This is a genomic window from Aestuariirhabdus haliotis (assembly GCF_023509475.1).
GTDB lineage: Bacteria > Pseudomonadota > Gammaproteobacteria > Pseudomonadales > Aestuariirhabdaceae > Aestuariirhabdus > Aestuariirhabdus haliotis.
In genome coordinates, this window is sequence record NZ_JAKSDZ010000027.1 from 1 (window position 1) to 16,174 (window position 16,174).

Genomic DNA, 16,174 nt, shown 5'->3' on the forward strand with positions numbered 1-16,174 from the left:
GGGATCGCTTCCGCCCTCCCTGGCTCTCGCGATCTGCCTACTTCCCCCGGGGATCGCTTCCGCCCTCCCTGGCTCTCGCGATCTGCCTACTTCCCTGTAGGCAAAAAAAAACAACCCGGCTTTCGCTCGGGTTGTTCTGGGTCAGGTAATTCCGGTTCCTTCCGGTCAATGCTCCTGCAAATGAGTTACCTGGTACACTTCCGTGTGTAATTGCCGTCCTGGGCAAGCTCAGTATGCCTTGATCCCAGCTATCGCCACAGCAGAGATCTGGCCCGAAGCTTGTAGGATATTCGCCATTGGGCTGTAGGTAACTACAAATCTCCTTCGGGTTTAAAAGGAGGCAGAGGAAGCTGGGATACCTTGCTGCCTTTGGCGTCATGCACCTTTATGGTCCCCTCTTTTTCGACTTCGTCAATGCGCACAATGGCTGTCATGGGTATATAGCTGCGTTTAACCCCGGCAAACTCACTTTTGAGCTTCTCCTCACCGGGATCGACCACCAGCTGGCTGCGTTCACCGAACATAAACTCCTCGACCTCGATAAACCCATAGAGATCGCTTTGGTAGACCTGTTTGGCATAGAGCTCAAACACCTGCCCGTCGTTCAGAAAAATTACTTTAAAAATTTGCTTGGCCATGACCTGTTTACCCTGAAAAAAGGTGGGGCTATTCGGAGGGGGCGTAAGGGTACCACAGGGCTCAAGGCCCTGCGAACTGTCGCTTGCCAACATTTTTGCTCATCAAGCATTCAGCTTTTATTACTATTGGCCATACCCCGACCAATGCCCGCTGAGATTCCTAGGATTTAGCCGGTACTGTCTATATAATGCGCGATCCTCAATACCCCCTTTTTCTACTTCGGATACCAGAACCAATACCTCCTATGGCCAAGAAGCTGTTTATCAAAACCCATGGCTGCCAAATGAACGAGTACGACTCGGCGCGTATGGCTGATCTGCTCGGCGAAAGCCACGAACTGGAACTGACCGACAACGCCGATGAGGCCGATGTCCTGTTGCTTAATACCTGTTCGATTCGAGAAAAGGCCCAGGAGAAGGTGTTCCATCAGCTGGGGCGCTGGAAAGCACTAAAAGACAAGAACCCGGAGCTGATGATTGGCGTTGGGGGTTGCGTCGCCTCCCAGGAAGGCGATGCCATTCGCTCGCGCGCGCCCCATGTGGATCTGGTCTTTGGCCCCCAGACCCTGCACCGCGTACCCGACATGATCGACGCCATGCGCGACACCGGCAAAGCGGTGGTTGATGTTTCCTTCCCGGAAATTGAAAAGTTCGACCGCCTGCCCGAACCCAGCGTCGAAGGCCCCAGCGCCTTCGTTTCGGTGATGGAAGGTTGCAGCAAGTACTGCACTTTTTGCGTGGTGCCTTACACTCGAGGCGAGGAGGTCAGTCGCCCCTTCGACGATGTAATTGCCGAATGTGTCCATCTGGCTGAGCAGGGAGTACGAGAGATCAACCTGCTGGGACAAAATGTTAATGCTTACCGCGGCGAGCGCGAAGACGGCTCCGTTGCGGACCTGGCGGAACTGATCACATTGATCGCAGCCATCGAGGGCATTGGCCGCATTCGCTTTACCACCTCGCACCCGATCGAGTTTTCCGACAGCCTGGTGGCGGTGTACGGCGAAGTGCCGGAGCTGGTCAACCATCTGCACCTGCCAGTGCAAAGCGGCTCCGACCGCGTGCTGGCAGCCATGAAGCGGGGCCATACGGCGCTGGAGTATAAGTCCCGCATTCGTGCCCTGCGCAAATTGCGCCCGGACATCAGCATCTCCTCCGACTTTATTATCGGCTTCCCCGGAGAAACCGAGAAAGACTTCGAGCAGACCATGAAGCTGATCGCCGACATCGGTTTCGATCACTCGTTCAGCTTTGTTTACAGCGCCCGCCCGGGCACACCGGCCGCCGACCTGAGCGACGACACGCCGGAGGAGGTCAAGAAACAGCGCCTCAGCCTGCTGCAAACCCGTATTATCCAGCAAACCATGGCGATCAGTCGCCGCATGGTGGGCAATACCGAAGAGGTGTTGGTGACCGGGTACTCAAAACGTGATCCGGGCCAGCTGCAAGCACGTACCGAGAATAACCGGGTGGTGATCTTCAGCGCCACCGACCCTCGTCTGATCGGCAAGTTCGTCAAGGTGAAGATTGAAGAGGCCTTGCCCAACTGCCTGCGCGCCACCCTTGATGAGAGCACACCTCCTCATTAACACTCTTCAAACGACGGCACCTACACATTAAGCGAACGCTCACTAACATCAGGGCATCCCGCCCCGGCAACCTTGCTTTCTGCCTTCACCGGTATATTCTTGAAAGCACCAAAGGTTGCCGTTACCTACGGCCTGAACAACACATTGAACGCACAACCTAACCAACACCAATTCAGCCTTACTCCCCACGACACGCAGCGCTTCGCCAACCTTTGCGGGCAGTTCAACGAGCACCTGAAGCAAATTGAGCAACGCCTGAACGTGCGCATCCGCAATCGTGGCAATCACTTCGAACTGATAGGCGACCCCGGTATCCTTCGCGTAACCGAACAGCTGCTCAAGCAGCTGTACCGGGAAACCGGCAACGGTACCGAGCTGACGCCCAATCTGGTGCACCTGTTTCTGCAGGAGACCGGTTCCGACATGATTGGCAGCGACGATCCGGCCTTGCAACCCATCACCATTCAGACCAAACGCGGATTGATCAAACCCCGCGGCGCCAACCAGCAGGGTTATGTGCGCAGCATCCAGGGTCACGATATCAATTTTGGCATTGGTCCTGCGGGTACCGGTAAAACCTATCTGGCCGTCGCTTGCGCTGTGCAAGCGCTGGAGCAGGAGCAGGTGCGTCGCATACTGCTGGTGCGCCCGGCGGTAGAGGCCGGGGAAAAACTCGGCTTCTTGCCCGGAGACCTGAGCCAGAAGATCGACCCCTACCTGCGCCCGCTGTACGACGCCCTGTACGAGATGCTGGGCTTCGAGCGAGTGGAAAAGCTGATCGAGAAGAATGTGATTGAGCTGGCCCCTCTGGCCTACATGCGCGGACGCACTCTGAACAACGCCTTTATTATTCTCGATGAGAGTCAGAACACCACGACCGAGCAGATGAAGATGTTCCTGACGCGCATCGGTTTCGGATCTTCGGCTGTCATCACCGGCGACATCACCCAGATCGACCTGCCCCGGGGTACTCGTTCCGGACTGGTGCAGGCGACGCGGATATTAAAAGATGTCAAAGGCATCGGCTTTACCCATTTCACCTCCAAGGATGTGGTTCGCCACCCGCTGGTACAACGTATCGTCGAAGCCTACGACGAACAGAGCGATGATCTGGATGCAGGCCGCCGCTCATGACCCTCGACCTCGACCTCCAACTCGCCTGCGAAGGCCAGGCCCCAGCGCCTGAGTCGTTCCAACGCTGGGCGGAGTGTGCGTTGACCGGCCGACGTGAGCAGGCCGAACTCAGCGTACGGCTGGTCGACGAGACGGAAAGCGCGGCGCTTAACCAGCAGTATCGCGACAAGAGTGGCCCAACCAATGTGCTCTCCTTCCCAACCGATTTCCCGGCTGAGCTTGAGCTACCTCTGCTTGGAGACCTGGTCATCTGCGTGCCCGTGGTTGAGCGTGAAGCACAACAGCAGCAAAAGCCCCTGGAAGCCCACTGGGCACACATGGTAATCCATGGCACACTGCACCTGCTCGGCTATGACCATATCGACGACAACGATGCCCTGGTAATGGAATCGCTGGAAACCCAGCTACTAACCGGGCTGGGGTATAACGACCCCTACCAGCCCACCGACGAAGAGTAACGAGAAACTGATGAGCGAAGATCGATCGAGCAGTAACGGGCCCGTTCACCGAACGTGGCTGGAGCGGCTAGCAATGGCCTTCTCCGGCGACCCCAGAAACCGCGGCGAGTTGCTGGAGCAGCTGCGCGAAGCGGAAACCAATGACATTGTCGATGCTGAAGCCCTCAGCATCATCGAAGGCGCCATGCAGGTTGCAGACATGCAAGTGCGCGAAATTATGATCCCCCGCTCCCAGATGGTCTGCGTCAAGTCCAGCCAGCAACCCAAAGAGTTCCTTGCCAGCATCATCGCCTCGGCGCACTCGCGCTTCCCGGTGATCGGTGATTCCATGGACGAGGTGATCGGCATCCTGTTGGCCAAGGACCTGTTGCCTCTGATTCTTAATAAGGTCGAAGGCCCCTTTGAGATCAAGAACCTGCTGCGGCAGGTAACCTTCGTGCCCGAGAGCAAGCGTCTCAATGTTCTGCTGAAGGAGTTTCGTGCCACCCGCAACCATATGGCGGTGGTTATCGACGAGTATGGCGGCGTCGCCGGGCTGGTCACCATCGAAGACGTACTCGAGCAGATCGTCGGCGATATCGAGGATGAGCACGACGTCGACGAAGAGAGCTTTATCAAGCAAGTGGGCGACAACGACTATATCGTCAAGGCCCTCACCCCGATCGACGACTTTAACGACGCCTTTGGTAGCGAGTTCAGCGATCGCGAGTTTGACACCATTGGCGGCATTGTCATGCAGGGCTTCGGCCATCTGCCCAAACGCAACGAGCAACTGTCCCTGCAGGGCATGAATTTTCGCGTGCTCAATGCCGATAACCGACGCATTCGGTTGCTACGGGTATCCGCCGACTGATGCCAAGCTCCCTGTGGCAAGGTTCTTTATGGCGACAGGGCTGGGGTGCACAGCTACTGGCGCTGGCAGCCGGTGGGTTGGCGGTTGGTGGCTTTAGTCCTTTTGACCTCTGGCCCCTGCCGCTGATCTCCAGTGCCCTGCTGTACCTGTTGCTCTACCCACTCGCACCTCGCGAGGCCCTATGGCGAGGCTTCGCCTATGGCCTTGGCCTGTTTGGTGCCGGCACCTCCTGGGTCTACGTCAGCATCCACCAGTTTGGTGCCGCCTCCATGCCACTGGCAGCCTTCTTGACTCTGCTGTTCTGCGCCTGCATGTCGATACTGTTTATTGCACCCTTTGCCTGGAGTTACAGCCAGCTACGACGGCACTTCCCCGGCAGCATCGCGCTATCGCTGATCGCCTTTATTGGCCTGTGGGTGCTCTTTGAGTGGAGCCGTACCTGGCTGCTCACCGGCTTCCCCTGGCTGCTATGGGGCTATGCCCTGATCGATACGCCGCTCAGTGCCTGGGCGCCGGTCAGCGGCGTGTTTGGCCTGAGCTTGCTTTTGGTGGCGGGCGGCGCCCTGATCGCCCAATGGATAATCTCGCGGCGCCCGCGGCGCGCGCTGGTATTGGGCAGCGCTGGCTGGCTCGGAGCTTTACTTCTCAGTATCCCGCTAGCGGGTCATCAATGGACCCAGCCTGCATCCCCGGCGCTGACGGTAGCGCTGGTGCAACCGGCAATCCCTCAGCTGATGAAATGGCGCGAGGGCTTTTTGCAAGAAACCCTGCAACATCTGGAACAGCTGACAGCCCCCCACTGGGACGCCGATATTATTCTCTGGCCGGAGAACGCCATTCCCGCTTTCCAGCACCGCATGCAACCCTATTTGCAACAGCTCGATGCCCAGGCCAAAACCACCCATACCAGCCTGATCAGCGGCATCCCCATCTACCGCAAGGCAATATCCGGGGAAGCGACCTTCCACAACGGCATCACCAGCCTGGGTGAAGGCGAGGGCGATTACCTGAAACAGAAGCTGGTTCCCTTTGGTGAATACGTGCCACTGCAATCGCTGTTAAGGGGCCTGATCGCGTTCTTCGACCTGCCCATGTCTAACTTTGCCCGTGGACCGGCCGACCAACCTTTGCTGCAAGCCGGACCTTACCAGCTGGCGCCATTAATCTGCTACGAAGTGGTCTATCCGGATCTGGTGGCGAGCATGGGAGCCCGCTCTGACATTCTGCTCACCATCAGCAATGACACCTGGTTTGGCGCCTCGATTGGTCCCCATCAGCACCTGCAGATGGCCCGTATGCGGGCGCTGGAAAATGGCCGCTACCTGATACGCGCGACCAACGATGGCATCACCACCCTGGTCGATCCCATGGGCAGACTGATGGACCAGCTACCCCAGTTTGAAACCGGTGTCCTGCGAGGTAGCGTTCAGGCGATGCAAGGCATCACTCCCTACGGCCGTACCGGCTCCTGGCCACTGATCGTCCTGATCAGCGTATTGCTTGGCCTGGTTGTGGTGCTTAAACGTCGCTAGTCAGGCGGTCCTGCAAACGATACCAGAGCATTCCCAACCACTCGTGCAGAGCGTCCCGACTTAATAGAAGTGAGCGCACACTCGGCAGCCATAACGCCGCCACGGGCAGCTCAGTGTTCAGGGGATGGTAGCCCAGCGGCGCCGCAACCACCTCGAAGCCGGCTTTCTCGAATACATACTGTGCACGGGGCATATGCAGGGCATGGGTCACCAGCACAATTCGATTGATCGATCTGGGTAGCAGATGACGGGAATGGATAGCATTTTCCCGGGTTGTCCGACTGTTTCCTTCCTGCCAGCTGACGGGCACGCCTAACTCCTGACGAAGCTGGCGCGCCATCAGGGCCGCTTCACTCTCCCGCTCACCACTGATAACCCGGCCCCCCGTCACCATCAAATCCAGGGAGGTCTGGTTAGCAAGATAGGCCGCATAAAACAGTCGCTCTGAGGCTAATCCGGAAGGGCGTTCCTGGCCATCATACTCAGCCGCGGGTGGGCGGCGTCCGGCACCCGGTACAACAATCAATTGCGCCTGTTGAAGGGCTTCGGTCGACACCACAGTCGCCTGGCTTTCCAGCGTCCGGGCCAGACCGGTGGCAATAAAGGGGGTACTCAAGAGATACAGGCTGAGCAGGGAGATCAGCAATAGCGAATAACCGAACCAGGGCCAACGGCGCAGCGACAGCCCGCCCACAAGCGCCGTCACGAGTTGAATACCGGGGGGAAGGATCAGGCTCTTTAGCAGCATCCAGCTTAGCAAGCGAGTATTTTCATCCTTGTAATCTGTTGTTTCCTTGGCGAACCGCCACCTCGTTCACACCCGGCAAGACTGTCTATCGATGGATCAGGGAGCCGGGGGGACCGCTTCACTGACATAATAGAAAAAGCGCCCGCTACAGTCACCACATATCGACAAGCGATCAGCCACCGCCAACATCTGGGGGCGTCGGCAACGAACGCAGCGATAACTTCCCGCCGCCGCCATGCTACCCGCCCGCAAGTGATGCAACACAGACACCGGTGCCAGGGTCGTACCCAACGTTTGCTGCTGTTCCATGGCAATCACCAGATCAGCCAGGGTCAGCCTGCCCCCCTGCAAACACTGGTGCAACCAATCGGCATCACGGCTGATACAGGCGGTTAACAGGCAGAGTTCTTCCCCACTGATATCCCGCAGCTCGACACTTTTCAGCTCTGTGGTATCCAGCGTCAGCTCTTGCAAGCCTTTGTCATGCGAACAGTCAGCCGACAATGCGGTCCAGTCCGGGTGATCAAAGTCGTTAATCACCTGCTGCAATCGCTGCAATAAGCGTGTGCAGATATCTCCCCCGTGGCTCCCCCGTTTGTGTTTTGGGACTTTCGCCATACATTTACCTCCGGGCCAATCACCCTCAGGCACAGAACGCTAAAACGTGTTTAAACAGGAGCACTTCAGGAATCGGGAATGAGCCCGATCAGGAACAACAGCCGCCTTACTGCGCTGAGGCTTTACCATGACCTTAAAATAAGGGTAGACCATGGATAAAGACTACCCGTCAAAACCACGCTGCTGTATCCTTCGCTGTTTAGATTTTCTTATTACCCTGACCACCTTTTTTTATCACTTCCAAGCGCGAGAACCATGGAACAACAGTACCTGCCCCATGAAATTGAAGCCGAAGCCCAACAACACTGGGAATCGACCAAGGCCTTTGAGGTTATTGAGGATAGTAACAAGGAGAAGTACTACTGCCTCTCCATGTTCCCCTACCCCAGCGGGCGCCTGCACATGGGCCATGTGCGTAATTACACCATTGGCGATGTAATTTCCCGTTTCCAGCGCATGCAGGGTAAGAATGTTCTGCAACCCATGGGTTGGGACGCATTCGGGTTGCCGGCCGAAAACGCGGCGATCAAGAACAATACCGCGCCAGCGCCCTGGACCTACGAAAACATCGATTATATGAAAGGCCAGCTCAAGCAGCTGGGCTTTGGCTACGACTGGAGCCGGGAAATCGCCACCTGCCGCCCCGAATATTACAAGTGGGAACAGTGGTTCTTCACCCAGCTGTACGAAAAAGGGCTGGTGTACAAGAAAACCTCGGCTGTTAACTGGTGCCCCAATGACCAGACCGTGCTCGCTAATGAGCAGGTAATCGAGGGATGCTGCTGGCGCTGCGATACCCCGGTTGAGCGCAAGGAGATCCCCCAGTGGTTCGTGCGTATCACTGCTTACGCCGAAGAGTTGCTGAACGACCTCGATGAGCTGGAAGACTGGCCCGACCAGGTCAAGGCGATGCAGCGTAACTGGATCGGTCGCTCCGAAGGGGTCGAGATGACCTTCGAGCTGTCCCAGAGCATCGAGCGGGTCGCCGATAACTTCACCATCTACACCACCCGCCCCGACACCCTGATGGGGGTCACCTACGTAGGCTTGGCCGCAGAACATCCGATTGCTCTGGCCGCCGCCGAGAACAATCCGGAGCTGGCCGCGTTTATCGACGAATGCAAGCAAAGCTCGGTGGCCGAAGCCGATATGGCGACCATGGAAAAGCGTGGCGTGGATACCGGTCTGAAGGCTATTCATCCCCTGAGTGGTCGCGAAATTCCGATCTGGGTGGCCAATTTTGTCCTGATGGATTATGGCAGCGGCGCGGTGATGGCCGTGCCGGGCCACGACCAGCGTGACTGGGAATTCGCTACCAAATACGGGCTGCCCATCGAACAGGTGATCGCCCCAACCAGCGACGACCTGACCTGCGACCTTGGCCAGGCGGCCTTTGTCGAAAAAGGCGCGTTGGTCAACTCCGGCGAGTTTGATGGCCTCGAATTCTCGGATGCATTTTCAGCCATTTCTACCAAGCTTAAAGAGCTGGGCAGGGGCCGAGTCACCGTCAACTATCGTTTGCGGGACTGGGGCGTATCACGCCAGCGTTACTGGGGCTCACCGATCCCCATGAAATACCAGAATGGCGAGGAGATTCCGGTACCGCTGGAAGAGCTGCCCGTGGTATTGCCCGAAGATGTCGAGATGGATGGCGTTCAGTCGCCGATCAAGAGCGATCCTGACTGGGCCGCGTGCGAGCACAACGGACAACCCGCCACTCGGGAAACCGATACCTTCGATACCTTTATGGAATCCTCCTGGTATTTTGCTCGTTTCACCAGCCCGCGCAACGACGAAGCCATGCTGTCGCCCCAGGCGGCCAACTACTGGCTGCCCGTCGACCAGTACATCGGCGGCATTGAGCACGCGATCCTGCACCTGCTGTACGCCCGATTCTTCCACAAACTGCTGCGCGATACCGGCCTGGTAGACAGTAACGAGCCCTTCAAGCGCCTGCTCTGTCAGGGCATGGTATTGAAAGATGGTAGCAAGATGTCCAAGTCCAAGGGCAATACCGTCGACCCACAGGAATTGATCAAACGTTATGGTGCCGATACCGTGCGCCTGTTCACCATGTTTGCCTCGCCACCGACCCAGTCTCTGGAGTGGTCTGACAGCGGCGTTGAAGGCGGCTTCAAATTCCTCAAGCGTTTATGGAAATTGACCCAGGATCACCTGCAGGCGGGGGATATCGAAGCACTGAACGTCGAGCAGCTAAACGACGCCCAACGCGACCTGCGTCGTAAGACCCACGAAACCATCACCAAGGTGACCGACGATTACGCCCGTCGCCAGACATTCAACACCGCTATCGCTGCGGTTATGGAACTGAGCAACGAAATCGGTCGCCTGAACGCCGATAATGCCCAGGATCATGCGGTCGTGCGTGAAGCGCTGGAAGCCGCTGCCCTGTTGCTGGCACCGGTCGTACCACATATCAGTCACAAACTCTGGCAGCAGCTCGGTCACGACCAGGCCGTTATCAACGCGCCCTGGCCTAAAGCCGACCCGGCTGCCCTGACCCGTTCCCGGCTGGAATATGTGGTACAGGTCAACGGTAAGCTGCGCGCCCGACTGGAAGTGGATGCGGACCTGGATAAGGCTGGCATCGAGGCGATGGCCCTGGCCGATGAAAACGTACAACGCTTTACCGCCGATAAGACAGTGCGTAAAGTCATTGTGGTTCCCAATAAACTGATCAACATTGTCGTAGGGTAATTCATGACATTAACTCACAAAAATCCTCTACTGCTACCCTTGATGGCGCTGGTGGTGATGCTTGCCGGCGGTTGTGGTTTTCAACTGCGTGGCGATATTGATCTCACTCCGGCATTGCAAACGATCAACCTGAGCGGCGTGCAGAGCGGTAGCAATTTATCCCGTAGCCTGCGACAAAACCTGAGCTACAACAATGTTGTGATCAGCGATAGCGCCGACAATACGGTCGCCATTCTGAAATCGAGCAGTGATCAGCGTCCGGTAACCTTTACCGGTACTGGACAAGGCGCTCAGTACGAAGTTACCAGCCGGCTGGATTTCCAGCTGCAAAACGTCAATGGTACACGCCTGATCGGCCCCTATTCGCTGGTAGCCCAGCGCACTTATCGGGCCGATCAGAACAATACAACCGCGTCTATCTCCGAGCGTGGGGTACTGACCAAAGCATTGGAAGATGACCTCGCCCAACAATTGATGCGCCGCTTGCAAGCCGTCACTTCCGAGCAGCTTGCCATGGCCCATGAAGAGGCGCGCAAGCGCGAGATGGAAAAAGAGCGAGCCGCTGCAGCCAATCAATGAAATTGCGCGCCGAACAGCTCGCCAGCCATCTTAAAAAAGGCCTGGCTCCACTCTACCTGGTGAGTGGCGACGAGCCTTTACTGCAGCAGGAATGCTGCGACGCCATTCGCCATGCCGCCCGGGATCAGGGCATTAGCGAACGGGAACTGATGCATGCCGAAGCTGGCTTTGACTGGAGCGAGCTGTACGAGAGCGCCAACAGCCTGTCACTGTTTTCTGACCGCAAGCTGATTGAGCTGCGAATCCCCAACGGCAAACCCGGCGACAAAGGCAGCAAGGCCCTGGTCGCCTATGCCGAACAGGCCTCCAGCGACAACAGCTTGCTGGTCGTACTGCCCAAACTCGATGCCTCGGCGCAGCGCAGCAAGTGGTTCAAATCCCTCGAAAAAACCGGCGTATGGATTCAGCTCTGGCCGGTCGATGGCTCGGCCCTGCCAGGCTGGATACAACAACGACTTGCCGCCGCCGGAATGAGTAGTACTCCCGGCGCCGTGCAGATGCTTGCGGACCGGGTCGAGGGTAACCTGCTGGCCGCCCAGCAGGAGATCGAAAAGCTGAAGTTATTGGCTACCGAGCAGCATATTGATGAGGAAACCGTCAATAACGCTGTCTCGGATAGTGCCCGCTATGACATTTTCTCTCTGGTCGATAGTTGTCTGGGGGGCGATGCCGTACACAGCGCCCGAATGCTGGCAGGCTTGCGCGGAGAGGGCAGCGAACCAACCGTCATCATCTGGGCCCTGACCCGGGAACTGCGCAGCCTGGCCACCATGGCTCGACTACTGCATCAGGGCCAGCCGATGGAACAACTGCTCAAGGGCCAGCGGGTTTGGGACAAACGAAAACCTTTCGTAAGGCGGGCACTTCAGCGCCTGTCCGAGCGAGACCTGCGCAATCTGCTCAGCCATGCGGCGCGTATTGATCGCTGCATTAAAGGCCTGGAGCAGGCCAACCTATGGGATGAACTTTCCGCCCTGAGCCTAAGAATCGCAGGCCTTAGAACCCCCGCCGCCGCCTATTAGCGTTCCCGGTTTTCCTCGCAGGCTCACTCACCCTGCAGCCCAGATTCCTCCAGCATTTTCTGTAGCCCTGACAGCCTGACAGTAGGGGCCTCGCCCTATTTCGGTTTGCGACTAGCCCATTACGGTTTACCACCGAGCCAGAGCTTCGCCATTCGGGTAATTCATACAGGATGCGTAGAAGCGCTAATGCCCTGATTTGGCAGCGTAAATAATAATAACACTACAGATTTACCTGTCTCAGGAGACACACCATGGCTGCTCCCAGCTATCACGACTATCCCTATTTGGAACCCGCTACTCTGTCACAACCAGACTATGGCTATCTGGGGCGTGAGGAGTATTGCGAGCAGCTATCGAAAAGCGCGGTGATTGGTCGCTACGATGCGGCCGGACAGTTCCAGATCGATCAGGGCCTGATGGCAGGCTACGGCTATGAGATTCCGGTCATCGCCGAGGCATTGGCCTGCAAACCCCAGGATGCCCGTTACCGTCGCTACAAAGTCGCCGCTATCGACAAGGCGACAAACCAAGTACACCTGGAGTGGTTGCTGGCCAAACGGTTAGGAAAAAACACCATAAGCTTTGTTCAGTTTGATCAACTGCGCAAGATTCTGGGGGTTCAACCTTTGCTGGTCGATATGCAGGGCCCTTGCGTCGAGGTCATCTGGCCGGAGACCCTGAAAGCCGCGCTGCTCTCGCTCGATATTCTGAACCAGCAGGTCGATATGGTTCCACCAGCGGTTCTGCACGCCAACAAAGGCCTGTACCAACCCCATCAATCTTTTTTGCGCATCTCTGGTTTTTAACCGCTAGCGATAGCACCCATTTCAGGGCGCATGGTTTGCCCTGAAGCAAAAAGGCCGCCTGATGGCGGCCTTTTTGCTTGGCATGGGCTGTGCTCTATTCAACTCTGGCTAGCAAAGCAGGTCGCCCTTGGCTTGCTGATCAGCGTGATAGGAAGAGCGCACCAGGGCACCACTGGCGACTTTCGAGAAGCCCAGCTGTTGGGCAATTTCCGCCAGCTCGGCAAATTCATCGGGATGCACAAAACGATCCACTGGTAAGTGGTTACGGCTCGGTTGCAAGTATTGACCCAGGGTGATCATATCGATGTCATGCTCTCGCATATCCTTCATTTCGTCGATCACTTCCTCAATGGTTTCCCCCAGACCCAGCATCAAACCGGACTTGGTGGTCACCCCGGGGTTCATCCGCTTGTACTCCTTGAGCAGGGTCAGTGACCACTGATAATCAGACCCCGGGCGGATTTTTCGGTACAAGCTCGGTACCGATTCCAGGTTGTGGTTAAAGATGTCCGGCGGCGTCTGACTAAGAATCTCCAGCGCGATATCCATACGACCACGGAAGTCGGGCACCAGTATTTCTATTTCAATATCCGGACTGAGCGCACGCACTTCCCTGATGCAATCGGCAAAGTGTCCGGCACCGCCGTCACGCAGGTCATCCCGATCTACCGAGGTGATCACCACATAACGCAGCTTCATGTCGGCAATCGCCTCCGCCAACTGCTTGGGCTCACCAGCATCGAGCGCATTGGGGCGACCGTGGGCGACATCGCAGAAAGGGCACCGTCGTGTGCAGATATCACCCATGATCATAAAGGTTGCCGTCCCGCCACTGAAACACTCACCCAGATTAGGACAGGCCGCCTCTTCACAGACCGTATGCAATTTGTGCTTGCGCAGCAGATTTTTAATTCGGCTGATTTCCGGGGAGGCCGGCATCTTCACCCGCAGCCAATCGGGCTTGCGAGGCATATCTTCCGCAGCGGTCGGGATCACCTTCACCGGAATGCGGGCCACCTTATCGGCACCTCGAAGTTTAACGCCCTGAACCGCGCGTTGAGGCTTGTTAGCCGTATCCTTATTACTGCTCATGGCAAGTGCTCACAGATGCTATGGGTGGACAAACTCGATGGTCTTAAAGCTGTAGACCATCGGAAGTGATTTCGCAGCGATTATACCCGAGTAACCGGGTCAGGTTCTGTTTCAATCTGTCGCTGACTTCATCAATATGTATATGCTCGGCCAACTCGCTGAGCTGGGTCATTGCCAAACCGGCATAACCGCAGGGATTGATACGCTGAAACGGCTCTAGCGCCATATCCACATTCAACGCCAGGCCGTGGTAGGAACAACCCCGGCGCACCCTCAAACCGAGCGATGCAATCTTGGCATCTCCGACATAAACCCCCGGTGCGTCTGGTTTGGCGCGGGACTCTACGCCCCACTGAGCCAGAGTTTCGATGATGGCTTGCTCGATACTGGTTACCAGATCGCGAACGCCCTTGCCGCGTCGCTTGATATCAATCAGCAGGTAAGCCACCAGCTGGCCGGGGCCATGATAGGTCACCTGACCACCGCGATCGACCTGCACGACGGGGATATCTCCAGGCATCAGCAAGTGTTCCGCTTTACCCGCCTGCCCCTGAGTAAACACAGGGGGATGTTGCAGTAACCACAGCTCGTCTCGACTGTTCGCGTCACGCCGATCCGTATACTCCTTCATTAACTGCCAGGTGGACTCGTAGTCCACCATCCCCAGCTCGCGAATCAGCAGGGAGAGATCTTTCTGCTCGGGATTCATTACACCGCCTTGGTTGACTAGGGCTAGAGCACCATTTTCACACGCCCGCTGTCCATCAATTCCTGATGCAGGGCGCTTAGTTGAGGCTTGCCGGTTGCGGTAATCACAACCGTTACGGAGTGAAAACGGCCATTGCGGCTGGTCTTCAGGTCATGCTTACCGTTGAAACTGTGATCGTGGCGTAAGACCACACCGAGTACAAATTCGACAAAATCTTCAGCGGCATCCCCCATCACCTTGACCGGGTAATCACAGGGAAATTCTATCTTGGGTGCTTCCTGCTGCCCGTTCTGCTGCTGGTTGACAATTAAATCACTCACGACGAATACCATCAAAAAAATGAACGGGAGCCGAGGCTCCCAATTGGTTAATTATAATACAGTACGGCTATGAGTTCAGCCTTTAGGACATAGCGCCCACAGCCTGTGCTGATCAGCTGAACAAGCCGTACACAAACATCAGGATGGAATCCCACAGGCGCTTGAAGAAACCTCCGGCTTCCACCGACTCCAGGGCAACCACGGGAACGCTTTCGATCAGTTCATCACCCAGCATGACTTTGACATCACCCAGTACTTGCCCTTGCTTGAGCGGCGCTTCCAGGTCAGGGTTAAGCTCCATGACAGCGCTCAGGTTTTTACTTTGGCCACGGGGAATGGTCACAACAATATCTTCACTGACGCCGACCGCAACCTGATCGGCAGTTCCCTTCCAAACGCGTGGGGTTTGCAAGGATTCCGCGCCTCGTTTAACCAGCGCATTTTCAAAAAAGCGAAAACCATAGGTCAATAGCTTCTGGGTTTCCACCGCACGAGACTTTTCAGTTTTGGCTCCCATAATGACGGAGATAAGGCGTCGCCCATCTTTGGCCGCCGAGGTTACCAGACAATAACCAGCCTCTTCGGTATGCCCGGTTTTAAGGCCATCGACTGCACTATTGCTCCACAACAGTCGGTTGCGATTGGGCTGCTTGCGCAAAGGCTTGCCGGTCTTTTTATCGACCCCGTATTGATAGTATTTTTCGGCATAGATGCCATATCGATCGGGATGCTCATAAATGGTGGCCCGGGCCAATTTGGCCAGATCAGCCGCTGTCGTATAATGGTTTTCGGCGGGCCAGCCACTGGAATTAACAAAATTAGTATTTGTCATATCAAGCTCCAGCGCCGTCGCGTTCATAACGTCGGCGAAGGACTCTTCACTGCCAGCAATATGCTCGGCAATTGCCACGCTGGCATCATTACCACTGACAATGATGATACCTTTTAGCAGTTCCTCTACAGGAACTCGTTCGCCGACCTCAATAAACATGGTCGAACCGCCCATTTTCCAGGCTTTTTCGCTAACCAACACCTCTTCATCAGCACTAATATTTCCTGCGGCCAATTCATTCTCGGCAACAAAGGCAGTCATTAATTTGGTCAGACTCGCGGGAGGTAAAGGTTGGTTGGCATTGGATTCGACCAACACATGCCCACTGTCAGCATCGATCAGAATATAACTGCTGGCCGCCAGATTAGGCGCCGATGGAATGGGCGATGCGGCCATTAAAGTGGAACTTGAAACAAGCAGGGTCAGGGAAACAAAACGAAAGAGTCGGGAGCCAAAAGATCGCATAAGAGGGAGGAAACGTCCTTTACCAGTTAGTTGGATAGTTGTTGTGGGTCACTAATGTGAC

At 56.3% G+C, this 16,174-nt stretch carries 16 protein-coding genes; 9 read left to right on the forward strand and 7 right to left on the reverse strand.

Translation table 11 applies throughout. The annotated features are described in order from the left end of the window. Positions 1 to 311: 311 nt before the first annotated feature. On the reverse strand, positions 312 to 638 hold the full coding sequence (locus tag MIB40_RS13945) for a DUF1820 family protein (protein ID WP_249695390.1): 327 nt from the start codon (positions 636 to 638) through the stop codon (positions 312 to 314). Positions 639 to 883: 245 nt separating this feature from the next. Here MIB40_RS13945 and miaB point away from each other — a divergent pair, with 245 nt between their 5' ends. From miaB to lnt, 5 genes are all read left to right on the forward strand, one after another. After that, positions 884 to 2,227 (forward strand): tRNA (N6-isopentenyl adenosine(37)-C2)-methylthiotransferase MiaB, encoded by a 1,344-nt coding sequence (gene miaB, locus MIB40_RS13950; protein WP_249695399.1) that lies wholly within the window; start codon positions 884 to 886, stop codon positions 2,225 to 2,227. Between the two features lie 132 nt (positions 2,228 to 2,359). Then, positions 2,360 to 3,361, forward strand: a complete 1,002-nt coding sequence (locus MIB40_RS13955) for a PhoH family protein (protein ID WP_406566467.1) — start codon at positions 2,360 to 2,362, stop codon at positions 3,359 to 3,361. After that, positions 3,358 to 3,819, forward strand: a complete 462-nt coding sequence (gene ybeY, locus MIB40_RS13960) for an rRNA maturation RNase YbeY (protein WP_249695401.1) — start codon at positions 3,358 to 3,360, stop codon at positions 3,817 to 3,819. Before MIB40_RS13955 ends, ybeY begins: the two co-directional genes overlap by 4 nt. A gap of 10 nt (positions 3,820 to 3,829) precedes the next feature. After that, positions 3,830 to 4,672, forward strand: a complete 843-nt coding sequence (locus tag MIB40_RS13965) for an HlyC/CorC family transporter (RefSeq protein WP_249695402.1) — start codon at positions 3,830 to 3,832, stop codon at positions 4,670 to 4,672. Next, complete coding sequence (gene lnt, locus MIB40_RS13970; protein ID WP_249695403.1) at positions 4,672 to 6,204, forward strand: apolipoprotein N-acyltransferase; 1,533 nt, start codon at positions 4,672 to 4,674, stop codon at positions 6,202 to 6,204. The genes MIB40_RS13965 and lnt overlap by 1 nt, the downstream gene beginning before the upstream one ends. On the opposite strand, the gene MIB40_RS13975 is transcribed toward lnt, so the two are convergent. Both MIB40_RS13975 and MIB40_RS13980 read right to left on the reverse strand, forming a co-directional pair. Further along, positions 6,191 to 6,964: a YdcF family protein gene (locus MIB40_RS13975; protein WP_249695404.1), complete on the reverse strand. Its 774-nt coding sequence runs from the start codon at positions 6,962 to 6,964 to the stop codon at positions 6,191 to 6,193. The two genes, lnt and MIB40_RS13975, sit on opposite strands and share 14 nt — an antisense overlap. Positions 6,965 to 7,048: 84 nt before the next feature. Beyond that, positions 7,049 to 7,570: a hypothetical protein gene (locus MIB40_RS13980; protein ID WP_249695405.1), complete on the reverse strand. Its 522-nt coding sequence runs from the start codon at positions 7,568 to 7,570 to the stop codon at positions 7,049 to 7,051. Between the two features lie 255 nt (positions 7,571 to 7,825). On the opposite strand from MIB40_RS13980, the gene leuS reads away from it, so the two are divergent. From leuS to MIB40_RS14000, 4 genes are all read left to right on the forward strand, one after another. Continuing rightward, positions 7,826 to 10,288 carry a leucine--tRNA ligase gene (gene leuS, locus MIB40_RS13985; protein ID WP_249695406.1) on the forward strand — a complete coding sequence of 821 codons (2,463 nt, stop codon included), beginning with the start codon at positions 7,826 to 7,828 and terminating at the stop codon, positions 10,286 to 10,288. Positions 10,289 to 10,291: 3 nt separating this feature from the next. Continuing rightward, positions 10,292 to 10,867 carry an LPS-assembly lipoprotein LptE gene (locus MIB40_RS13990; protein WP_249695407.1) on the forward strand — a complete coding sequence of 192 codons (576 nt, stop codon included), beginning with the start codon at positions 10,292 to 10,294 and terminating at the stop codon, positions 10,865 to 10,867. After that, on the forward strand, positions 10,864 to 11,889 hold the full coding sequence (gene holA, locus MIB40_RS13995; RefSeq protein ID WP_249695408.1) for a DNA polymerase III subunit delta: 1,026 nt from the start codon (positions 10,864 to 10,866) through the stop codon (positions 11,887 to 11,889). The genes MIB40_RS13990 and holA overlap by 4 nt, the downstream gene beginning before the upstream one ends. Positions 11,890 to 12,140: 251 nt before the next feature. Beyond that, positions 12,141 to 12,695 carry a hypothetical protein gene (locus MIB40_RS14000; RefSeq protein ID WP_249695409.1) on the forward strand — a complete coding sequence of 185 codons (555 nt, stop codon included), beginning with the start codon at positions 12,141 to 12,143 and terminating at the stop codon, positions 12,693 to 12,695. 108 nt (positions 12,696 to 12,803) lie between these two features. Here the strand turns inward: MIB40_RS14000 and lipA are convergent, their stop codons facing one another. The 4 genes from lipA to MIB40_RS14020 all read right to left on the reverse strand — a co-directional run bounded on the left by lipA (position 12,804) and on the right by MIB40_RS14020 (position 16,113). Beyond that, entirely contained in the window at positions 12,804 to 13,787 is a 984-nt protein-coding gene (lipA, locus tag MIB40_RS14005; RefSeq protein WP_249695410.1) for a lipoyl synthase, read from the reverse strand. A gap of 43 nt (positions 13,788 to 13,830) precedes the next feature. Further along, positions 13,831 to 14,496: a lipoyl(octanoyl) transferase LipB gene (lipB, locus tag MIB40_RS14010; RefSeq protein ID WP_249695412.1), complete on the reverse strand. Its 666-nt coding sequence runs from the start codon at positions 14,494 to 14,496 to the stop codon at positions 13,831 to 13,833. A gap of 23 nt (positions 14,497 to 14,519) precedes the next feature. Next, positions 14,520 to 14,816 carry an HP0495 family protein gene (locus tag MIB40_RS14015; protein ID WP_249695415.1) on the reverse strand — a complete coding sequence of 99 codons (297 nt, stop codon included), beginning with the start codon at positions 14,814 to 14,816 and terminating at the stop codon, positions 14,520 to 14,522. A 112-nt stretch (positions 14,817 to 14,928) separates the two neighbouring features. Beyond that, positions 14,929 to 16,113, reverse strand: a complete 1,185-nt coding sequence (locus tag MIB40_RS14020) for a D-alanyl-D-alanine carboxypeptidase family protein (RefSeq protein ID WP_249695416.1) — start codon at positions 16,111 to 16,113, stop codon at positions 14,929 to 14,931. Between the last annotated feature and the right edge of the window lie 61 nt (positions 16,114 to 16,174).

What these genes read in the sequence shown, in the direction of transcription:
- MIB40_RS13990 (WP_249695407.1), top strand. Translation starts at nt 10,292, where the DNA reads ATGACATTAACTCACAAAAATCCTCTACTGCTACCCTTGATGGCGCTG.
- MIB40_RS14000 (WP_249695409.1), top strand. Translation starts at nt 12,141, where the DNA reads ATGGCTGCTCCCAGCTATCACGACTATCCCTATTTGGAACCCGCTACT.
- miaB (WP_249695399.1), top strand. Translation starts at nt 884, where the DNA reads ATGGCCAAGAAGCTGTTTATCAAAACCCATGGCTGCCAAATGAACGAG.
- MIB40_RS13980 (WP_249695405.1), bottom strand. Translation starts at nt 7,570, where the DNA reads ATGGCGAAAGTCCCAAAACACAAACGGGGGAGCCACGGGGGAGATATC.
- ybeY (WP_249695401.1), top strand. Translation starts at nt 3,358, where the DNA reads ATGACCCTCGACCTCGACCTCCAACTCGCCTGCGAAGGCCAGGCCCCA.
- MIB40_RS13965 (WP_249695402.1), top strand. Translation starts at nt 3,830, where the DNA reads ATGAGCGAAGATCGATCGAGCAGTAACGGGCCCGTTCACCGAACGTGG.
- leuS (WP_249695406.1), top strand. Translation starts at nt 7,826, where the DNA reads ATGGAACAACAGTACCTGCCCCATGAAATTGAAGCCGAAGCCCAACAA.
- lipA (WP_249695410.1), bottom strand. Translation starts at nt 13,787, where the DNA reads ATGAGCAGTAATAAGGATACGGCTAACAAGCCTCAACGCGCGGTTCAG.
- lipB (WP_249695412.1), bottom strand. Translation starts at nt 14,496, where the DNA reads ATGAATCCCGAGCAGAAAGATCTCTCCCTGCTGATTCGCGAGCTGGGG.
- holA (WP_249695408.1), top strand. Translation starts at nt 10,864, where the DNA reads ATGAAATTGCGCGCCGAACAGCTCGCCAGCCATCTTAAAAAAGGCCTG.
- MIB40_RS13945 (WP_249695390.1), bottom strand. Translation starts at nt 638, where the DNA reads ATGGCCAAGCAAATTTTTAAAGTAATTTTTCTGAACGACGGGCAGGTG.
- lnt (WP_249695403.1), top strand. Translation starts at nt 4,672, where the DNA reads ATGCCAAGCTCCCTGTGGCAAGGTTCTTTATGGCGACAGGGCTGGGGT.
- MIB40_RS14020 (WP_249695416.1), bottom strand. Translation starts at nt 16,113, where the DNA reads ATGCGATCTTTTGGCTCCCGACTCTTTCGTTTTGTTTCCCTGACCCTG.